We start from the raw sequence: 16,843 nt of genomic DNA on the forward strand, positions 1-16,843 counted from the left end.
TGTCGGGTTCGCACCGACCGGTCGTGCCCTGCCAGACTGCGATGGAATCCGTCCGCTCCACGAGCGGACCAGACCCGAACGACGACGAGGAGAACCCGTGACCACCTGGGAGTACGCGACCGTTCCGCTGATCGTGCACGCGACCAAGCAGATCCTGGACCAGTGGGGCGAGGACGGGTGGGAGCTCGTGCAGGTGCTGCAGAGCCCGGACGGCGGCAACCTGGTCGCCTATCTGAAGCGGCCCAAGACCGCCTGATGTCGCAGGTCGAGGACCGGCTCGCGGCCATGGGACTCAGCGTGCCCGATGTCGTTGCGCCCCTGGCGGCGTACACGCCGGCGGTGCGGTACGCCGACACCGTGCAGACCTCGGGCCAGCTGCCGATGGTCGACGGGTCGCTCGCCGCGACCGGCAAGGTGGGCGCGCAGGTCAGTCCGCAGGAGGCGGCGGATCTGGCGCGCATCTGTGCGCTCAACGCCATCGCCGCGGTGAAGTCGCTGGTGCCCGACCTCGACACCGTGCGGGTGGTCAAGGTCGTCGGGTTCGTGGCGAGCGACCCGTCCTTCACCGGGCAGCCCGCGGTGGTCAACGGCGCGAGCGAGCTGCTCGGCGCGGCGTTCGGCGAGGACGGTGTGCACGCCCGCTCCGCGGTGGGGGTGGCCGTGCTGCCGCTGGATGCCCCCGTCGAGGTCGAGATCACCGTCGTCGTGCGTGGCTGAGCGCGTGACCGGTTCCGTGGTCCCCACCCGCGAGCAGGTCTTTGTGGCCGGTGGGCCGGTCGGCGAGTTGGCCCGTCTCTGGCTGGACGCCGGATCGCCGGCCGGCGTGCCGCCGCGGCGCGCCTCGACAGTGATGGTGCTGCGGCACGGCCGGTCCGACGGCGGCCCGGAGGTGTTCATGCTGCGCCGGGTCGCGTCGATGGCCTTCGCGCCCTCGATGTGGGTCTTTCCCGGCGGCGGGGTCGATCCACGCGACGCGGATGTCGATGTCCCCTGGGCGGGTCCGACCCCGCAGGAGTGGGCGGTGCGTCTCGGAGTGCCGCGCGAGGAGGCGGTCGAGCTGGTGTGCGCCGCCGTTCGCGAGGTCTTCGAGGAATGCGGCGTCCTACTCGCCGGGCGCGCTGCCGACGAGGTGCTGGCCGACGTGACCGGCCCGACCTGGCAGGGGCACCGGGCGGCGCTGCTCGCCAAAGGGCTGTCCATGTCGCAGCTGCTGTCCCATGAGGGGCTGGTGCTGCGCTCGGATCTGCTGTCGTTCCAGGACCATTGGCTGACGCCGGAGTTCGAGAAGCGGCGCTACGACACCTACTTCTTCGCCGCGCTCCTGCCCGAAGGTCAGCGCGCCGACGACCAGACCAGCGAGGCGGACATCTCGCGCTGGGTCACACCCGCCGATCTGATCGCCGACGTCGCGTCCGGCGAGGCATCGATGTTGGCGCCCACCGTCACCAACCTCGAACGCCTCGATCAGGCGAGCGGCCCGGAGGTCGTCATCGCCTCCACGCCGCCCGTCGTACCCGTGATGCCCGTGGCCGAGTACGACGGGGCGCGCGTAGTGCTGCGGGCGCGACTGCCGATCCGCTGAGCCTCAGCGCAGGGCGAGTGACCGCAGACCGGCGATGGTGCCGTTGAACCGGTTCTTGTCCAGGCCGCCGCTCTGGCTGTACTGCCAGATGTAGGAGGACCTCGTGCCGGCCGGGAGCTGCGTCGGCACGTGGCTGTACTGCGCGATCCAGAACGGCGTCAGCCCGGCGAGCGCCGAGGTGTTGCCGGTGCAGGTCCTCCACCAGTCGTAGGTCGTGTAGACGACGGGGTACCGGCCGGTGCGGTAGTGGTAGCGATTCACGAACGACTTGATCCAGGACGTCATCCCGGACCAGCCGTAGCCGTAGCAGGACGAGCCGTACGGGTTGTACTCGATGTCGAGCGCACCCGGCAGGGTGCGGCCGTCCCGGGACCAGCCGCCGCCGTGCGCGATGAAGTAGTCGGCCTGGTAACTGCCGCTCGACTGGTTGGGCAGCGCGAAGTGGTAGGCGCCACGGATCATCCCCGAGGAGTAGGAACCGGAGTACTGCGACCCGAACCGCGAACTGGTGTAGTTCGTGCCCTCGGTCGCCTTGACGTAGGCGAACTGGAAGCCCTCGGCCCGCAGCGTCCCCCAGGCCACCGAGCCCTGGTACGCGGAGACGTCCACCCCGTAGGCGTTGCCGCTGGTGTACATCGGGGCCATCTGCTGCGGGGCCTGCTGGGTGGAGGAGGCCCTCTTGGACTCCCAGCCAGGGTAGGCACCGCCGGCGGTGGTGATTCCCGCGGCGCGCGCCGCAGCGGTGGGGGTCGGGAGCGCGGGCTTGGCGTGGGCCTGCGCCATCGGCATGGCAGCCGCCATCCCGAGCGTCACGATGGAGGTGCCACACAGGGCACGCAGCACGTTCTTCATGGTGGGGGGTCCGTTCATCGGGGGAGAGGCGAGCGTCACCGACACAGGTGAACAACGGGTGCGGCGTAGCCCAGGAGTTCTTCAGTTCTCCGTCAAGATGTACCAATGGCAGACACGATATGGCGTAGTGGCCCTGTTACGCACGGGGCAGAAGTGATTCTCTGCCCCAACCCCGGCCCGATGACGCTGGACGGAACCAACACCTGGGTGCTGCATACGCCGGGTGGCGACGAGGCCGTGGTGGTCGATCCGGGGCCTCTGGACGAGGGGCATCTGCAGGCGGTCCTCGAGGTCGTCCGGGCCGCCGGGGCGCGGGTGGCGCTCACCCTGCTCACCCACGGTCACTTCGATCACGCGGAGTCCGCGGACCGCTGGGCGGAGCTGACCGGGTCGCCGGTGCGCGGCGCCGGACACGGGCGCGCGTTCACCGACGATGAGTGGATCACGGTGGGGGATCTGCGCATCCAGGTGCTGCTCACGCCTGGGCACACGAAGGACTCGGTGTCGTTCCTGGTGCCCGACCAGCAGTTGCTGCTGACCGGCGACACGGTGCTCGGCCGCGGGACGAGTGTGGTCGCGCACCCCGACGGGGAGCTCGCGGCGTACCTCGCCTCGCTCGACCGGCTCGCCGGCGTCGCCGGGGGTATGACGCTCGGTCCCGGCCATGGGCCGACGCACGCCGACGCCGCGGCGGTCATCGCGCAGTACGCCCGGCACCGGCTGCAGCGGCTGGATCAGGTGCGGGCAGCGCTGGCGGCCGGAGCGGGTGATGCGGACGACGTCGCGCAGGCCGTCGTGGAGCAGGTCTACGCGGACGTACCGCGCGAGGTGTGGCCCGCGGCGCACAAGACCGTGCAGGCGCAGCTGGACTATCTGGCCGCGAGAGGCTGACGCCGGCGCATCAGGGGGTCAGCGCGCGCGGTGCTGCAGGCGTTCGACGTCGATCAGCGTGACGGCCCGCGCCTCCAGCTTGATCCAGCCGCGGGAGCTGAAGTCGGCCAGGGCCTTGTTGACCGTCTCGCGGGAGGCGCCGACCAGCTGGGCGAGCTCCTCCTGGGTCAGGTCGTGCGCGACGAGCACCCCGTCCTCGGCCGGCTGACCGAACCGGGACGACAGGTCGAGCAGCGCCTTCGCGACACGACCGGGCACGTCGGTGAAGACCAGGTCGCCGAGCGCCTCGTTGGTGCGGCGAAGCCGGCGAGCCAACGCGCCGAGCATGGTCATCGCGACCTCGGGCCGGTCCTTGAGGAACTCGGTCATGTCCGCGTGGGCGAGGCCGGCCAGCTCGGTGTCGGCGACGGCCGTTGCGGTCGCCGTGCGGGCGCCGGGGTCGAAAAGGCTGAGTTCGCCGAGCATCTCGCCCATGCCGAGGATCGCGAGGAGGTTCTCCCGGCCGTCCATCGAACGGCGGCCGAGCTTCACCTTGCCGGCGGTGATGACATAGAGCGTGTCGCCCTGGTCGCCCTCTTTGAACAGCTCTCGTCCGCGAGCGACCTTGGTGCGCGACATCGACTCGAGCAGAGCCTCAGCAGCGCTGTCGTCGAGTGCGGCGAACAATGGCGCCTTGCGTACGGCCTCGGTTTCCACGGGGTTAGTGTGCCACGTCACCATCGCGTCGGCGCGTCGTCCGGGCCCCCTTAGTCTCGGTCGGGTGAAACGTCTCGATGTCACCGCCGAGAGCCCCGTGTCGCGCACGCGCCGCGCTCGCAAGATGTACCGCGTCCTGCACGACACCTACCCCTACGCCCGGTGCGAGCTGGACTTCAGCACCCCGCTGGAGTTGCTGGTCGCGACGATCCTGTCCGCACAGACCACCGATGTCGGAGTCAACAAGGTCACGCCGACCCTCTTCGCGCGCTATCCGGACGCCGCGGCGTACGCCGGGGCGGACCGCGAGCAGCTCGAACAACTCCTCAAACCGACCGGTTTCTTCCGGGCCAAGACCAACGCCGTGATGACCCTGGGCCAGGCGCTGGTCGAGCGGTACGACGGCGAGGTGCCGCCCCGCCTGAAGGACCTGGTGACACTGCCCGGCGTCGGCCGAAAGACCGCGAACGTGGTGCTGGGCAACGCTTTCGGCATCCCGGGTCTCACCGTCGACACCCACTTCGGGCGGCTCGTACGACGCTTCGGCTGGACCGTGCTGGACGACCCGGTCAAGGTCGAGCAGGAGATCGGCGCGCTGTTCCCCCGCAAGGACTGGACCATGCTCAGCAACGTCCTGATCTTCCACGGGCGCCGGATGTGTCACGCCAAGAAGCCTGCCTGCGGGGTGTGCCCGATCGCCCGGTGGTGCCCGTCGTACGGCGACGGCGAGACCGATCCGGAGAAGGCGCGCAAACTGCTGAAGTACGAGATGGCGCCTGCGTGACCGACATCCATCCGGTGCCGTCCTGGTTGACGGGCATCGAGGAGCAGGCCGCCGGCCGGATGCCGACGTTCCCCGTCGGCGAGGGCCGCCGGTCCGCGGTGCTGATGCTGTTCGGTCCGCGCGACGGCGGCGGTGAGGACATCGTGCTGACCCAGCGGGCCGACACGTTGCGCCAGCACGCCGGTCAGGTGTCCTTCCCCGGAGGCGGCGTGGATCCGCAGGATGCCTCGCCGCAGGAGACGGCGCTGCGCGAAGCGCACGAGGAGATCGGACTGGATCGCGCGGGGGTGCGGGTGCTCGGCACGCTGCCGTCACTGCCGTTGAGCGTCACCGGTTTTCACGTGACACCGGTGGTGGCCTGGTGGGAGTCGCCGTCGCCGGTGCATGCGGCGGAGGCGGAGGTCGCGAGGGTGGAGCGGGTGCCGATCGCCGATCTGATGGACCCGGCGAACAGGTTCACCGCGATCGCGCCGGCACGCAGGTTCGCGGCCCCGGCGTTCGAGGTGGACGGGCTCTACATCTGGGGGTTCACCGCGATCGTGCTGGACGCGCTGCTCACCCTCACCGGCCACACGCTGCCGTGGGACGAGAGCGACGAACGCGTCGTACCCGAGAGGTACCGCCGCCGCTGAAGTGGCGGCGGGCGACAAGTGGGGGGTGTGCCCTACGACGCCTTGGGGGGCTTGACGGCGGCGATGGCCTTCTGGCTGGTGTCGATGGTGCGCTCGGGCTTGCCCTTGATCTTCTTCAGGGCGCTGATGCCGAGCAGCGCCAGCACGATGGTGATCAGCAGGAGCACGCCGCCGATGATCAGGAATCCCGCCCAGGTCGGCACGACGAGGGCCAGCGCCCATGCGGCCGCGGTGAGCAGGAATCCGAGGGCGTAGAGACCGAACAGGCCGGCGCCGGCGAGCAGACCTGCGCCCTTGCCGCCCTTGGCGACGTCCGCCTTGATCTCCAGCTTCGCCAGGGCGATCTCACCCTTGACGATGTCCTTGACGTCGGTCTGGGCATCGGCCACCAGCTGACCGAGGGTGCGCTCGGTGCCGGCTGCGCGGCCGTTCAGACGGGTTGCCCCGGCGTCCTTGGTGCTCTGAGCCATCGAGTGTCTCCTTCGGTGCGGAACGGGTTCTCACCCATGACGTCTGGGAAGAGACTAGCGACACGCTACCGCCGAGTCTCTTCGGCGCGGGTGAGATAGCAGTCCGGCACCCCGTCCCCGTCGTCGTCGCGGATCTCCCGTTCGTGCAGCGCCCGGTAGGTCCTGCTGCGAGCCCGCAGGACGACTGCGGCCAGCAGCGCCGACACCAGCGAGCCCAGCAGCACCCCGATCTTCACGTGCTGGTCGCGCACGCTGCCGTCGCCGAACGCGAGCTCTCCGATGAGCAGCGACACGGTGAATCCGATGCCCGCCAGCAGGCTGAGCCCGACCACGTCCCACCAGGCCAGGTCGTCGTCCAGGCGGGCGCGGGTGAAGCGCGCCACGGCGTACGTGCCGCCGAGGACGCCGACCGCCTTGCCCAGCACGAGGCCGGCCACGATCCCGAGGGTCACCGGGTCGCGTACGGCATCGCCGAATCCCGTGACGGCGACGCCCGCGGAGAAGAACGCGAAGACCGGCACGCAGACACCGGCGGACAGCGGCCGCATCCGATGTTCGAGACGGTGCGCGCGGTCGTCCTGCACGGGCACCGACAGACCCAGCAACACCCCGGCAATGGTCGCGTGGATCCCCGAGTTGAGCACGAGCACCCAGGTCAGCAGCGCGAGCGGGATGAGCACCCACGGGCTGTGGACACCGCGGCGCATCAGCAGCCCGAACGCCGCCAGCGGGACGACCGCCGCTAGCAGCGACCACACGTTGATCGAGCCGGTGTAGAAGAAGGCGATGATCGTGATGGCTATCAGGTCATCGACCACCGCGAGCGTCAGCAGGAAGGAGCGCAGCGCGGACGGCAGGTGGGTGCCGATGACCGCCAGGACGGCCAGGGCGAACGCGATGTCGGTGGCCGTGGGGATCGCCCAGCCCCGCAGCGCCCCGACCCCGAACCCCTGGACGACGGCGTAGAAGATCGCGGGCACCGCCACCCCGGTGGCAGCGGCGACGACGGGTACGACGGCCTTGCGCCGGTCGCGCAGCTCGCCGCGCAGGAACTCGTGCTTGAGCTCCAGGCCGACCACGAAGAAGAAGACGGCGAGCAGCCCGTCGGAGGCCCAGTGACCGAGGCTGAGGTGAAGACCGATCGCGGATGGCCCGACGTGCAGGTGCTGCAGGTGCGAATACGCCTGCCGCCACGGTGTGTTGGCCCAGGCGACGGCGATGACAGCGGCCACCAGCAGCAGAGCGCCGCCGATGGTCTCGTGACGGAGGAGCTCGGCCACGCGACGGGCCTCGGGCCATTCGCCGCGGGTGAACAGCCGCGGGCGTTGCGGATTCGGGAGGGACACTGGCTGCCGCCTTCGCGGTGTGGGGTCGGTCGACGAGATGCCGACCAGACTTCCCGGCTCACCTGAAGGACAGGATATCGATGGGATGCTCGCCCGTGTGATCTCGATCCAGGAGCTGGGACCGGACGAGTGGCGGGTCTGGCGGGAGATCCGGTTGGAGGCGTTGCGGGACGCGCCGGAGGCGTTCGGGTCGACGTCCGCGGACTGGGAGGACGCCGACGAGGCGCGCTGGCGGGCACGGTTGGTGGACGTGCCGCTCCACGCGTTCACCCGCCTGGACGACCTGCCGGCGGGGGTGGTCAGCGCGACCGCACCGGACGGGAGCGGGCAGGTCGAGTTGATCTCGATGTGGGTCGCGCCGTTCGCGCGTGGACGGGCGGTGGGCGGCGCCCTGATCGAGTACGCGCTGCGCTGGGTGACCGACCGTCACCCCGGCGCGCGCATCGCGTTGCAGGTGCGCAAACACAACGCGCCCGCCATCGGGCTCTACGAGCGGCACGGGTTCGTCCTGGCCGGTGAGAACCCGGAGGACGAGCTGGAGTTCACGATGCGGTGGCAGGGAGTCATCTAGTCATTGGAGTCGTGGCGCGCTCCATACGGCGCGCGACGACTCCCATCGCAGGCGGGCGACGTCCGCCGCGGGCCCTGTCCTAGGTTGGTGCGACGTGGCCGGACCTCTTGACACCCTCATCGCTCTGCCCGGGGTGTCCGCGGCCGTCGAGGACGCGCGGGAGACCTGTACGGCGCTGCGCTGGCACCCTGCCCTGCGCCGCCGGATCCCGGAGGCGGCCACCGAGTCGCGGGTGCGTGGCGCGCGGGCGAGCGCGGCGCTGGACGGCGCGGAGTTCGCCGTCGACCTGGTGCGCGACCTGATGCGCGGGGCCGTGGCGTGGCCGGATCCGATCGGTCCGCTGGAGCAGGGGCTGCGGTCCGCCGTGCTCGCGACCGCGGAGACCGAGCGGATGGGCTCCCAGGTGCGGTCGTCGCCCGCCGGGGCGCTCGCCCGGCTGCACGTGGCCGCGTCCGCCGGCGTCGCCGATCCCGACGACGTCGGGCGGCCACGAGTCGCAGGGCAGGACAGCCGCGAACTGGTCGAGTTGGGCCCGGCGCCCGAGGCCGGCCACGCCGCCGAGCGGATGCGCGCGGTGGCGTCGCTCGTGGCCGACCCGCAGGGTGCGCCCGTCCTGGTGCTCGCCGCCGTCGCGCACGCGGAGATCGCGACCGCCCGCCCATTCGTACGCGGAAACGCTGTAGTGGCAAGGGCTTTTGAACGCGCAATCCTCATCGATGGTGGTGTGGACCCGACAGGTGTGGCCGTGCCGGAGTGGGGTCACGGCAGGCAGGGAGCTGTGGACTACCTCGGTGCGCTGTCGGCGTACGCGACGGGGAGCACGGACGGGGTGCGGCTCTGGCTGATCCACTGCGCCGAGGCCGTCGCGGCCGGCGCCCAGGAGGGCGGCCGGATCTGCGACGCGGTGCTCGCTGGGCGGCTCAACTAACGGATTGTCCTCCTGTTCGGGGCCGTCCGCGAGGCCTTGTGTGACGGGCGGGGGAGGAGTAGACCTGTGGTCACAACTCCAGACCACGCGAACGACAGGTACCCACGCGCAGGCAGTTCACTGATGAACGCGATCGGTTTTACCGGACCCTCTGACGGCCGGGCCGACACAACGCCGAGTGCACGCTTGGTAACCAGGTCACGCGCGTTGGCGAGGACGCCTCCACCGACTCTTGTGGGGGCGTCTTCGTTGTCCCCTCCTCGGGCCGTCGCACGGATATCACGCGAGACGCTTGCCCGGAAAGCCGCGACCCTCCACACTTGAAGAACGGCGCTCCCTTCGGGTTGCAGCGCCTGGGTCGGTTGCCCTCCCCCAGGGCGATCCACCAGAAAGGCCCCCGCCACCCCCCTGGCGGGGGTCTTTCTACGTCTCTACATCTGAGGAGCCGAGGCCGATTCTCAGGGCCCCTCATCCACATCCCCCCGAGAAGCAGCCTCGGCATCCACAGGCGCTGACGCACCGGTGGGCCGCCCGGTTCCCGCACCGCTTCCATGTGGGACATGCGAACAAAGGGCGACCGGCGCGGGGCCGGCACGGCGGACGCCGTGGTGGTGATCGGGTGCGGAGGCGGCGCCGGGGCGTCCGTGCTGGTCACGGGACTGGCCGGTGCGGCCGATCGCCGCGGGCTGCGAGTGGTCGCGCTCGATCTCGACGCGTACGCCGGAGGGCTCGACGTCGTCTTCGGCATCGAACGCGCCGACGGGGTGCGGTGGGCCCAGGTCGCCGGTTCCGTGGGCGCGCTGGACGGTGCTGCGCTCTACGACGCTCTCCCCGCTGCGGGCCCCGCCGTTCTGTCCTACGGCCGGGAGGGCACAGCAGCGCCGGCTCAGGTGGTGGCCGAGGCGGTGACCGCGCTGGCGGCATGCTGCGACCTGCTCTTAATCGACGCGCCACGGGACATCGACCCGCAGGACCTGCCGGCCGACGCGGTACCGGTGGTGGTGGCGCACGGTTCGGTACGCGGCACCGCAGCAGCCGGCGTCGCGGTGGCGCGGCTGCGGTCCGCGGGGCGGGACCCGGTCGTCGTGCTGCGGGACGCCTCGGATCGGCTGGCAGAGGAGCTGTCCGATGCGGTCGAGGTGCAGGTGGTGGCCCAGGTGACCTCCGAGCGGCGCGTGCGCAGCGACCTGGCCCGCGGCGAGCGGCCGGGGGCGCAGGGCGACCTGGCCAAGGTGTGCGACGAGCTGCTGGAGCGGCTGATTGCGCAGCGGTCCGAGGCGGCGGCGTGAGCATCGGGGAGGCGATGTGGGGCCGGATCCGCGAGGGCTCCGCTCCGACGCCGGAGTCCGTGGGCGAGCTGGCGTCACTCGACCGGGTCACCCTGGGCGCCGGTCGGGTGCAGCAGCTGCAGTCCCGGCTCAGCGCGGAGGTCTTCGGCGCTGGACCGCTCGAGGAGCTCCTTGCCCTGCCCGGCGTCACCGATGTGCTGGTCAACGGGACCGACGGGGTGTGGATCGACCGGGGCGAAGGCCTCGAACCCACGACCTGCGACGTGGGTGATGCGGCCGCGGTGCGCCGGCTCGCGGTCCGGCTGGCGACGAACGCCGGTCGACGGCTGGACGAGACGAGCCCGTACGTCGACGGACTGCTGACCGGTGGAGTGCGCCTGCACGCGGTGCTGCCGCCCCTGGTGCCCGACGCTGCCCACATCAGCCTCCGGGTGCCGCGGCGACATACCCCGACGCTGCAGGAGTTGCAGGCGAACTCCACGATCTGCGCGGTCGGGGCGCAGGTGCTCGACCGACTGGTGCGCGCCCGGATCGCGTTCGTGGTGACCGGCGGCACCGGTTCCGGCAAGACCACCCTGCTCGGGGCGCTGCTGTCGCGGGTGCCCGCGGGCGAGCGGATCGTCGTGGTCGAGGACGTCCGTGAGCTGCGGATCGAGCACCCGCACGTCGTGGCGCTGCAGGGACGCACCCCGAACGTCGAGGGCGCCGGCGCCGTCCCGCTGGAGGTGCTGGTGCGCCAGTCGCTGCGGATGCGTCCCGATCGGCTGGTCGTCGGCGAGGTGCGCGGCGCGGAGGTGCGCGAACTCCTGAGTGCCCTCAACACCGGCCACGACGGCGGATGCGGCACGGTGCACGCCAACACCGCCGCCGACGTCCTCGCCCGGTTCGAGGCACTCGGCGCCCTCGCCGGGATGTCCCAGCACGCCGTCCGCAGCCAGCTCGTGAGTGCGGTCAAGGTCGTGGTCCACCTGCGTCGTGAAGCGGCCGATCGGGTGGTGAGCGAGATCGCGGTCATCGGCTGGGACGGCGACGCGTTGTGCGTGCGGCCTGCCCTGGCCCGCCGGGACGGCACCATGCACCGTGAGGCCGCCTGGCCGGTGCTCGACCGCATGCTGGGCGACGCACCGTGATCACCGCGCTGGTCTGCCTGTGCATCGCGGTGCTGTGCTGGCCGCTGCGCCATCCTCGACCGGACCTGCCGGCCAGGACCTCGTGGTTCCGCCGGGTCGCGATCGGGCGGTCGCGGCGCGGCAGGGCGCAGGATCCGGTCCGGGCCGTCTTGACCACCCTGGTCGAGGGCATCGCTCCTGCGGTCGAGGCCGGGGTCCCACCGCCCGTCGCGGTCGCCACGGCCGCGTCGGTCGCCGCCCGCACCGTCGAGATCCCCGAGCTGGCAGCAGAACTCGCGGGCCTGTCGTCCCTCGCTCGGAGCGGAGCGCCCCTCGCTCAGGCGTGGGCGGATCTGGCCGCGCGGCATCCGGGCGCCGGTCTCGAAGCCGTGGCCCGTGCGTGGTCCCTGTCCGACCGGATCGGCTGCGGGCTGAGCGAGGCCTTGAGCACGGCCGTCACCTCGATGCGCGAACAGGAGGACCACCGTCGCAGGGTCGCCGCGGCCACCGCCGGTCCGCGCGCCACCATGCAGTTGCTCACGCTGCTGCCGATCGCGGGCATCGCCATCTCGGCGTTCATCGGGGTGAACCCGGTGCGTCTCTACGCCGGCACGCCGGGCCTGGTCGCCCTGTTGCTCGGAGTGCTGCTGCTGTGGGCGGGCCGCCGGATGATCCGAGCGATGATCGCGCGATCGTGTGCGCCGGGGCCCCTGCGATGAACCCGTCCGCGCCGGGGGCGTGGTGGTGCGCGGTCCTGCTCGTGGCGGTGACCCCGCTGGTGTGGCCACGGGCGCTGCCGGCGTCCCGACCCGCATCGTCCGTCCCGCCGCCGGTGGTGGCCGAGGACGTGCGTGCAGTCGCCGCCTCGCTGGATCTGCTGGCTCTCGCGCTCCGCAGCGGGGTGCCTCTGGTGACGGCCGTCGAAGCCGTTGCAGAGGACGCCGGCGAGAAGGTCTCGCGGCATCTGCGGCAGGTGGCGGCGGCGATGCGGTGGGGTGTGGACGAGGTGCGCGCCTGGGACGGGCTGCCCGCGGTGTGGAAGCCGGCTGCGGCATCGCTGGCGCTCGCGGTGACCGCCGGAGTGCCGCCGGGCGCCCTGCTGCGGCGCGCGGCCGACGACATCCGTCGCGTCGAACGCCAACGGCTCGACGAGGCGATCGGTCGGGTCTCCGTGCTGATCGTGGTGCCGCTCGGGCTGTGCTTCCTGCCGGCGTTCGCGCTGCTGACGGTGGTGCCCGTGGTGATGACGATCGCCCGCAGCGTCCTGGCCGGCACGTCGTGAGCGGCCCCGGACCACCACGTGCGCGGTTTGCGCCGTTGGCCAGTGCTGCAGTCCTGGCCGCCGACGCAAACCGCGCACCTGGGCGCGGCACCCCACGCCCAGCGCACCACGTCATCCCCCGATCGGTGGATGGGCAGAGAGGCGACGCCGGCGAGGGCCGGCACGCCATAGAGAGAGGCAGCAACAGATGACACGACTCATGGTGCGGATGCGCCGGTGGTGGGCCAGGCGCTGGTCCGCGGTGACCTCCGCCGGACGACAAGCTGGGATGTCGACGGCCGAATACGCGGTGGGCACCCTGGCAGCCGTCGCGTTCGCGGTGGTGCTGATCGGGGTGGTGAAGTCGGGAGCGGTGAAGACGACCCTGACCTCGATCATCCAGCATGCGCTGAGCGTGGCGTCGTGACCCCGCGAGCTCGGCGGGCGGATGCCGGCATGGTCTCCGCCGAGCTCGCGGTCGCCCTGCCGGCGGTGGTCTTCGTGATGCTGGTGGCGCTCGGTGCGCTCATGGTCGGCGTCGACCAGATCCGCTGCACCGACGCCGCCCGGGTGGCTGCCCGAGCCGCCGCCCGCGGTGATCCTGTCGACGCCGTACGGCGGGACGGCATACGCGCGGCACCTCCCGGGTCGTCTGTCGCCGTGCAGTTGGACGGCGACCTGGTGCGGGTGACGGTCACCACCCCGGTGCGGGGTCCGTTCGGGTGGGTCGCGGGCAGCGGCTCTCTGCACGCGACCGGGGTGGCGCAGCAGGAGGCGGCACCGCCGTGAGGTGGGCGCGTGATCGTGGGTCCGGCACGGTGCTCATGGTGGGAGTCATCGCGGTTGTGCTGTGCGTGCTGGGCGGCGGACTCGCGCTGGTGTCAGCGGTGCAGGCCAGCATGCGGGCGCGGACGGCAGCGGACATGGCCGCACTTGCCGGCGAATCAGCCCTGCTGAAAGGCGGGGTGGACCCGTGCGCGGCTGCCGCGCGGGTGGCGTCGGCCGGCGGAGCCACGCTGCGGACGTGTACCCCGACCGGTGACAGCGTGACGGTCGATGTCACCGTGGTGACGGGCGCAACCGCCCGGCTGGGCCTGGGAGCGGCGACTGCACGGTCGCGCGCCGGCTACTCCGCCGGGATCCCTCGCAGCACTGCCGCCGTGCCCTGGCTGTGACTACCGTTGGCTCATGCCGCGGCAAGAAGACGAAACCCGCTTGTTGCCCGTGAACCTGCCGGTGAGGCAGCGCTGGGCCATCGGATCGCTGGGCGGCGTCTCGTTCGCCCTTGGTGCGGTGAGCAACCTCTGGGCGGGGCAGGACGGTGTCAGCACTCTGGGATTCGTGGTGGTCGGGGCGGGCGCCCTGATCATCGGGACGGTCGGGAAGCTGCCCACCCGTGTGACGTGGGGCGACAAGTCGGTCGAGATGGGTGCGCTGTACCGGGCGGTGGCGAGTATGGACCACGACCAGCGGCTGGCTCTCGCGCATTCCGTACGCGAGTCGGGCGAGGATGTGCCCGGTCCGATCCAACTGGCGATCAGTGGTGTCAGGATGGCCGAGCTCGCCTTGTTGGATGCCGTCCGGCGCGCTGCTCGCGGTCTGCATCTCGAGGTCAAGGAGGTGGGCGCCGATCTGCCCTACAACTGCGAAGTCTATGACGACGCGCGGCGCGTGGGCGTGATCCTCAAGGCCGGCGGGGCGACGGTGCAGTTGAGTCGCCTGGCGAAGATCGATGACATCAGACGGTGGCTCGTCGTCAGCGAGGCCGTCAGCTCGGCCGTGGTGGCGCACACCGCGGCAGAGGCGGGGGATCGCAACGAGATCATCCGGACCTGGGCGGATCAGAACGATCTGGTGAACGCGTTCAACTACTACTTCTCCGACACGGTGGAGCCGCATCTGGGTGTGGCTCGATTCTGACGAGCACTCTGCCCCCCGCCGTACGCCCGGGGGGCAGGTGCGTCGCCGGCCTTCACCGCGGTTCCCCAGTAGGTCATGAGGGCGGGGCATCCTGAAGCAGCCGGTCCAGCAGCAGCACGGCACCGGGCTTGTCCAGGGGCTCGTTGCCGTTGCCGCACTTGGGCGACTGCACGCATGACGGACATCCGTGCGCGCAGCTGCAGTCCGCGATCGCCGATCGGGTGGCCGCCAACCAGGTGCGCGCCGCGGCGTACGCGCGCTCGGTGAAACCGGCGCCGCCCGGGTGGCCGTCGTAGACCACCACCGTCGGCACGCCGGTGTCCGGGTGCAGCGCGGTCGACACCCCGCCGATGTCCCACCGGTCGGACTGGGCCACGAGCGGCAGGATCCCGATGGAGGCGTGCTCGGCCGCGTGCAGCGCACCGGGCAGGTCAGCAGGGTTCAGACCCGTTGCGAGGGCGACGGATTCGGGCATCGTCCACCACACGCCTCTGGTCACCAGTTCGCGCTCGGGCAGGTCGAGGGGGTGCTCGCCCAGCACCTCGCCGGACGGCAGCCGGCGCAGGAAGGAGGTCACCTGACTGCGCACCCGGATCGTGCCGAAGTGCAGCTCGCAGTCGCCCCACACCTCGTGCCGGTGCGAGCTGACGATGTCGAACGAGCTGACCGACCGCGCCATCGTCGACCACCCGGGATCGCCCGGCACGACGTGCGCGCTGCCGTCGTCCAGGTCGAGCGCGGTCACCACGAACGGTGCTCCCTGGTGGGTGTAGACGGCACCGGTGTGCACCGTGGTGTGCGACCGGGCACCGTCGACCGTGCCGAGCACCCGCGCGGTGCGCGTCTCGACGATGCGCACGACGTCCTCGCCGGAGCCGCGCAGCGAGAAGTGGTCGGCGGGGCGGTCCTCGCGTGCCCAGAACCACCCGCGAGGGCGGCGTCGCAGCACACCGCGCGCCACGAGCGCGGCCAGCAGACCCACCATGTCGTCGCCGAAGTAGGCGCTGTCCGCCACGGTCACCGGCAGCTCGGCCGCCGCCGCCGCCAGGTGCGGCGCGAGGACATAGGGGTTGGCCGGGTCGCAGACCGCCTGTTCGACCGGTCGGTCGAAGATCGCCTCGGGATGGTGGGTGACGAACGTGTCCAGCGGGTCGTCGGCCGCGACCATCACGACCAGCGACGACGCTGCGCCGCGCCCGGCGCGGCCGGCCTGCTGGCGGAACGACGCGACCGTCCCGGGCCAGCCGGCCATCACGACGGCGTCCAGTCCGCTGATGTCGATGCCGAGCTCGAGGGCGTTGGTCGCCGCGAGACCCCGCAACGCGCCGCTGCGCAGCGCCGCCTCCAGCTCGCGTCTCTCCTCCGGCAGGTACCCCCCGCGGTACGCCGCCACGGTGGACCCGTCCGATCCCAGCGCCGCTCGCGTCATCTCTGCCACCACCTCGACGCCGACTCGGGACCGGGCGAAGGTCAGGGTCTGTACCCCCCGGCGTACGAGAGCGGTCATCAGGTCCGCCGACTCCGCGACCGCACTGCGGCGGCTCTCGCCCGTGGGATCCGAGGGCGCGCTGCCCGGCTCCCACAGCGCGTACGTCGTGGCGCCGTGCGGCGACCCGTCCTCGTCGACCACCTGCACCGGCCGGCCCACGAGGCGCCCCAGCTGCTCGGACGGCGCGGCCGAGGTCGCGGATGCCAGCACGAACGTGGGGGAGGTGGAGTACCTCACCGCGATCCGCTGCAACCGGCGCAGGATCAGCGCGACATGCGCGCCGAAGACGCCTTTGTACACGTGCGACTCGTCGACGACGACGTACCGCAACCGTCGTAGGAAGGAGGCCCACCGCTCGTGCTGCGGCAGCAGGGTGTGGTGCAGCAGGTCGGGGTTGGTGAGCACGAGGTGGGCGTGCTCGCGGATCCAGCGGCGTTCGTCGGTGGGGGTGTCGCCATCGAGGGTCGCCGCGCGGATGCCGGGGATGGCGTACGAGGCGATCCGGGCCTCCTGGTCGGCGCCGAGCGCCTTGGTCGGCGCCAGATAGATGGCGGTCGCGCCGCGTCCGGTCGGCGCCGACACGCCCTCGGAGAGGGCGGACAGCACCGGAAGCAGATAGGCCAGGCTCTTCCCGGACGCCGTGCCGGTGCAGATCCCGACGTCCACGCCCTCGTGGGCAAGGTCGGCGACATGCCGCTGGTGGGTCCACAGCTCGCGCACCCCCGTGCCCTCGATGGCGGCGCGGACAGGGGCGTGCACCCAGGTCGGCCACGGCGCGGAGGATGCCGGCCGGGCCGGGTCGGTGCGCACGTGCAGCAGCCGGCCCGTGCCGGCACCGGTCAGAGCGTCGAGTGCCGATGCGACGTCGGGTCGGCAGGCGCTGGACGTGATGATCGCTCCGTCCCTCCGTGTGGTGTCCGAGTGGCTGATGAGGGCCATGACACAATGTGGCCGGTCTACCGACCTGGTCTGATTGTGACCATCATCATCACTGTCGCATCACCGGACGACATCCCTGTCCCG

At 71.6% G+C, this 16,843-nt stretch carries 21 protein-coding genes; 16 read left to right on the plus strand and 5 right to left on the minus strand.

The features are described 5' to 3' along the window. Positions 1 to 97 precede the first annotated feature (97 nt). The 3 genes from sp36 to HNR15_RS01805 are packed head-to-tail and all read left to right on the plus strand — an operon-like array spanning position 98 to position 1,582. Positions 98 to 256 (plus strand): Sp36 family protein, encoded by a 159-nt coding sequence (sp36, locus tag HNR15_RS01795; RefSeq protein WP_179478632.1) that lies wholly within the window; start codon positions 98 to 100, stop codon positions 254 to 256. Beyond that, a complete protein-coding gene (locus HNR15_RS01800; RefSeq protein ID WP_179478634.1) occupies positions 256 to 717 on the plus strand; it encodes a RidA family protein in 462 nt (153 codons plus the stop codon). The genes sp36 and HNR15_RS01800 overlap by 1 nt, the downstream gene beginning before the upstream one ends. Beyond that, positions 710 to 1,582 carry an NUDIX hydrolase gene (locus tag HNR15_RS01805; protein WP_246305871.1) on the plus strand — a complete coding sequence of 291 codons (873 nt, stop codon included), beginning with the start codon at positions 710 to 712 and terminating at the stop codon, positions 1,580 to 1,582. The genes HNR15_RS01800 and HNR15_RS01805 overlap by 8 nt, the downstream gene beginning before the upstream one ends. 3 nt (positions 1,583 to 1,585) lie before the next feature. Here HNR15_RS01805 and HNR15_RS01810 read toward each other — a convergent pair whose 3' ends face one another. Next, positions 1,586 to 2,452, minus strand: a complete 867-nt coding sequence (locus HNR15_RS01810) for a GH25 family lysozyme (protein ID WP_218883506.1) — start codon at positions 2,450 to 2,452, stop codon at positions 1,586 to 1,588. Between the two features lie 162 nt (positions 2,453 to 2,614). Between HNR15_RS01810 and HNR15_RS01815 the strand changes: the two genes are divergently transcribed. Beyond that, positions 2,615 to 3,325, plus strand: a complete 711-nt coding sequence (locus HNR15_RS01815; protein ID WP_246305872.1) for an MBL fold metallo-hydrolase — start codon at positions 2,615 to 2,617, stop codon at positions 3,323 to 3,325. A gap of 18 nt (positions 3,326 to 3,343) precedes the next feature. Here HNR15_RS01815 and HNR15_RS01820 read toward each other — a convergent pair whose 3' ends face one another. After that, positions 3,344 to 4,021 carry a Crp/Fnr family transcriptional regulator gene (locus tag HNR15_RS01820; RefSeq protein ID WP_179478640.1) on the minus strand — a complete coding sequence of 226 codons (678 nt, stop codon included), beginning with the start codon at positions 4,019 to 4,021 and terminating at the stop codon, positions 3,344 to 3,346. A 124-nt stretch (positions 4,022 to 4,145) separates the two neighbouring features. Here HNR15_RS01820 and nth point away from each other — a divergent pair, with 124 nt between their 5' ends. Both nth and HNR15_RS01830 read left to right on the plus strand, forming a co-directional pair. Continuing rightward, positions 4,146 to 4,805, plus strand: coding sequence for an endonuclease III (gene nth / locus HNR15_RS01825; RefSeq protein ID WP_179483531.1), 660 nt, complete (start codon positions 4,146 to 4,148; stop codon positions 4,803 to 4,805). Continuing rightward, positions 4,802 to 5,437: an NUDIX hydrolase gene (locus tag HNR15_RS01830; protein ID WP_343048371.1), complete on the plus strand. Its 636-nt coding sequence runs from the start codon at positions 4,802 to 4,804 to the stop codon at positions 5,435 to 5,437. The genes nth and HNR15_RS01830 overlap by 4 nt, the downstream gene beginning before the upstream one ends. A 32-nt stretch (positions 5,438 to 5,469) precedes the next feature. Here HNR15_RS01830 and HNR15_RS01835 read toward each other — a convergent pair whose 3' ends face one another. Both HNR15_RS01835 and nhaA read right to left on the minus strand, forming a co-directional pair. Next, entirely contained in the window at positions 5,470 to 5,907 is a 438-nt protein-coding gene (locus HNR15_RS01835; protein ID WP_179478642.1) for a phage holin family protein, read from the minus strand. Between the two features lie 65 nt (positions 5,908 to 5,972). Beyond that, the gene (gene nhaA / locus HNR15_RS01840) at positions 5,973 to 7,253 is read right to left on the minus strand and encodes a Na+/H+ antiporter NhaA (protein WP_179478644.1); all 1,281 of its coding nucleotides are present in this window, start codon (positions 7,251 to 7,253) and stop codon (positions 5,973 to 5,975) included. Between the two features lie 97 nt (positions 7,254 to 7,350). Here nhaA and HNR15_RS01845 point away from each other — a divergent pair, with 97 nt between their 5' ends. From HNR15_RS01845 to HNR15_RS01890, 10 genes are all read left to right on the plus strand, one after another. Next, complete coding sequence (locus HNR15_RS01845; RefSeq protein WP_179478646.1) at positions 7,351 to 7,824, plus strand: GNAT family N-acetyltransferase; 474 nt, start codon at positions 7,351 to 7,353, stop codon at positions 7,822 to 7,824. Between the two features lie 94 nt (positions 7,825 to 7,918). After that, positions 7,919 to 8,752, plus strand: coding sequence for a Fic family protein (locus HNR15_RS01850; protein ID WP_179478648.1), 834 nt, complete (start codon positions 7,919 to 7,921; stop codon positions 8,750 to 8,752). 560 nt (positions 8,753 to 9,312) lie between these two features. Next, a complete protein-coding gene (locus HNR15_RS01855) occupies positions 9,313 to 10,041 on the plus strand; it encodes a CpaE-like family protein (protein ID WP_179478650.1) in 729 nt (242 codons plus the stop codon). Beyond that, entirely contained in the window at positions 10,038 to 11,171 is a 1,134-nt protein-coding gene (locus HNR15_RS01860; protein WP_343048373.1) for a TadA family conjugal transfer-associated ATPase, read from the plus strand. The genes HNR15_RS01855 and HNR15_RS01860 overlap by 4 nt, the downstream gene beginning before the upstream one ends. Further along, on the plus strand, positions 11,168 to 11,869 hold the full coding sequence (locus HNR15_RS01865; protein ID WP_179478652.1) for a type II secretion system F family protein: 702 nt from the start codon (positions 11,168 to 11,170) through the stop codon (positions 11,867 to 11,869). The genes HNR15_RS01860 and HNR15_RS01865 overlap by 4 nt, the downstream gene beginning before the upstream one ends. Continuing rightward, positions 11,866 to 12,432 (plus strand): type II secretion system F family protein, encoded by a 567-nt coding sequence (locus HNR15_RS01870; protein ID WP_179478654.1) that lies wholly within the window; start codon positions 11,866 to 11,868, stop codon positions 12,430 to 12,432. Before HNR15_RS01865 ends, HNR15_RS01870 begins: the two co-directional genes overlap by 4 nt. A 187-nt stretch (positions 12,433 to 12,619) precedes the next feature. Then, the gene (locus HNR15_RS01875) at positions 12,620 to 12,838 is read left to right on the plus strand and encodes a DUF4244 domain-containing protein (protein ID WP_179478656.1); all 219 of its coding nucleotides are present in this window, start codon (positions 12,620 to 12,622) and stop codon (positions 12,836 to 12,838) included. After that, positions 12,835 to 13,200 (plus strand): TadE family type IV pilus minor pilin, encoded by a 366-nt coding sequence (locus HNR15_RS01880; RefSeq protein ID WP_179478658.1) that lies wholly within the window; start codon positions 12,835 to 12,837, stop codon positions 13,198 to 13,200. The genes HNR15_RS01875 and HNR15_RS01880 overlap by 4 nt, the downstream gene beginning before the upstream one ends. Continuing rightward, complete coding sequence (locus HNR15_RS01885) at positions 13,197 to 13,586, plus strand: Rv3654c family TadE-like protein (protein ID WP_343048374.1); 390 nt, start codon at positions 13,197 to 13,199, stop codon at positions 13,584 to 13,586. The genes HNR15_RS01880 and HNR15_RS01885 overlap by 4 nt, the downstream gene beginning before the upstream one ends. Before the next feature lie 13 nt (positions 13,587 to 13,599). Then, positions 13,600 to 14,331 carry a hypothetical protein gene (locus HNR15_RS01890; RefSeq protein WP_179478660.1) on the plus strand — a complete coding sequence of 244 codons (732 nt, stop codon included), beginning with the start codon at positions 13,600 to 13,602 and terminating at the stop codon, positions 14,329 to 14,331. 73 nt (positions 14,332 to 14,404) lie between these two features. Here the strand turns inward: HNR15_RS01890 and HNR15_RS01895 are convergent, their stop codons facing one another. After that, the gene (locus HNR15_RS01895; RefSeq protein WP_179478662.1) at positions 14,405 to 16,759 is read right to left on the minus strand and encodes a DEAD/DEAH box helicase; all 2,355 of its coding nucleotides are present in this window, start codon (positions 16,757 to 16,759) and stop codon (positions 14,405 to 14,407) included. Positions 16,760 to 16,843: the final 84 nt, after the last annotated feature.

The sequence above is a fragment of the Allobranchiibius huperziae genome, from assembly GCF_013410455.1.
In the GTDB taxonomy this organism is placed as follows: domain Bacteria; phylum Actinomycetota; class Actinomycetes; order Actinomycetales; family Dermatophilaceae; genus Allobranchiibius; species Allobranchiibius huperziae.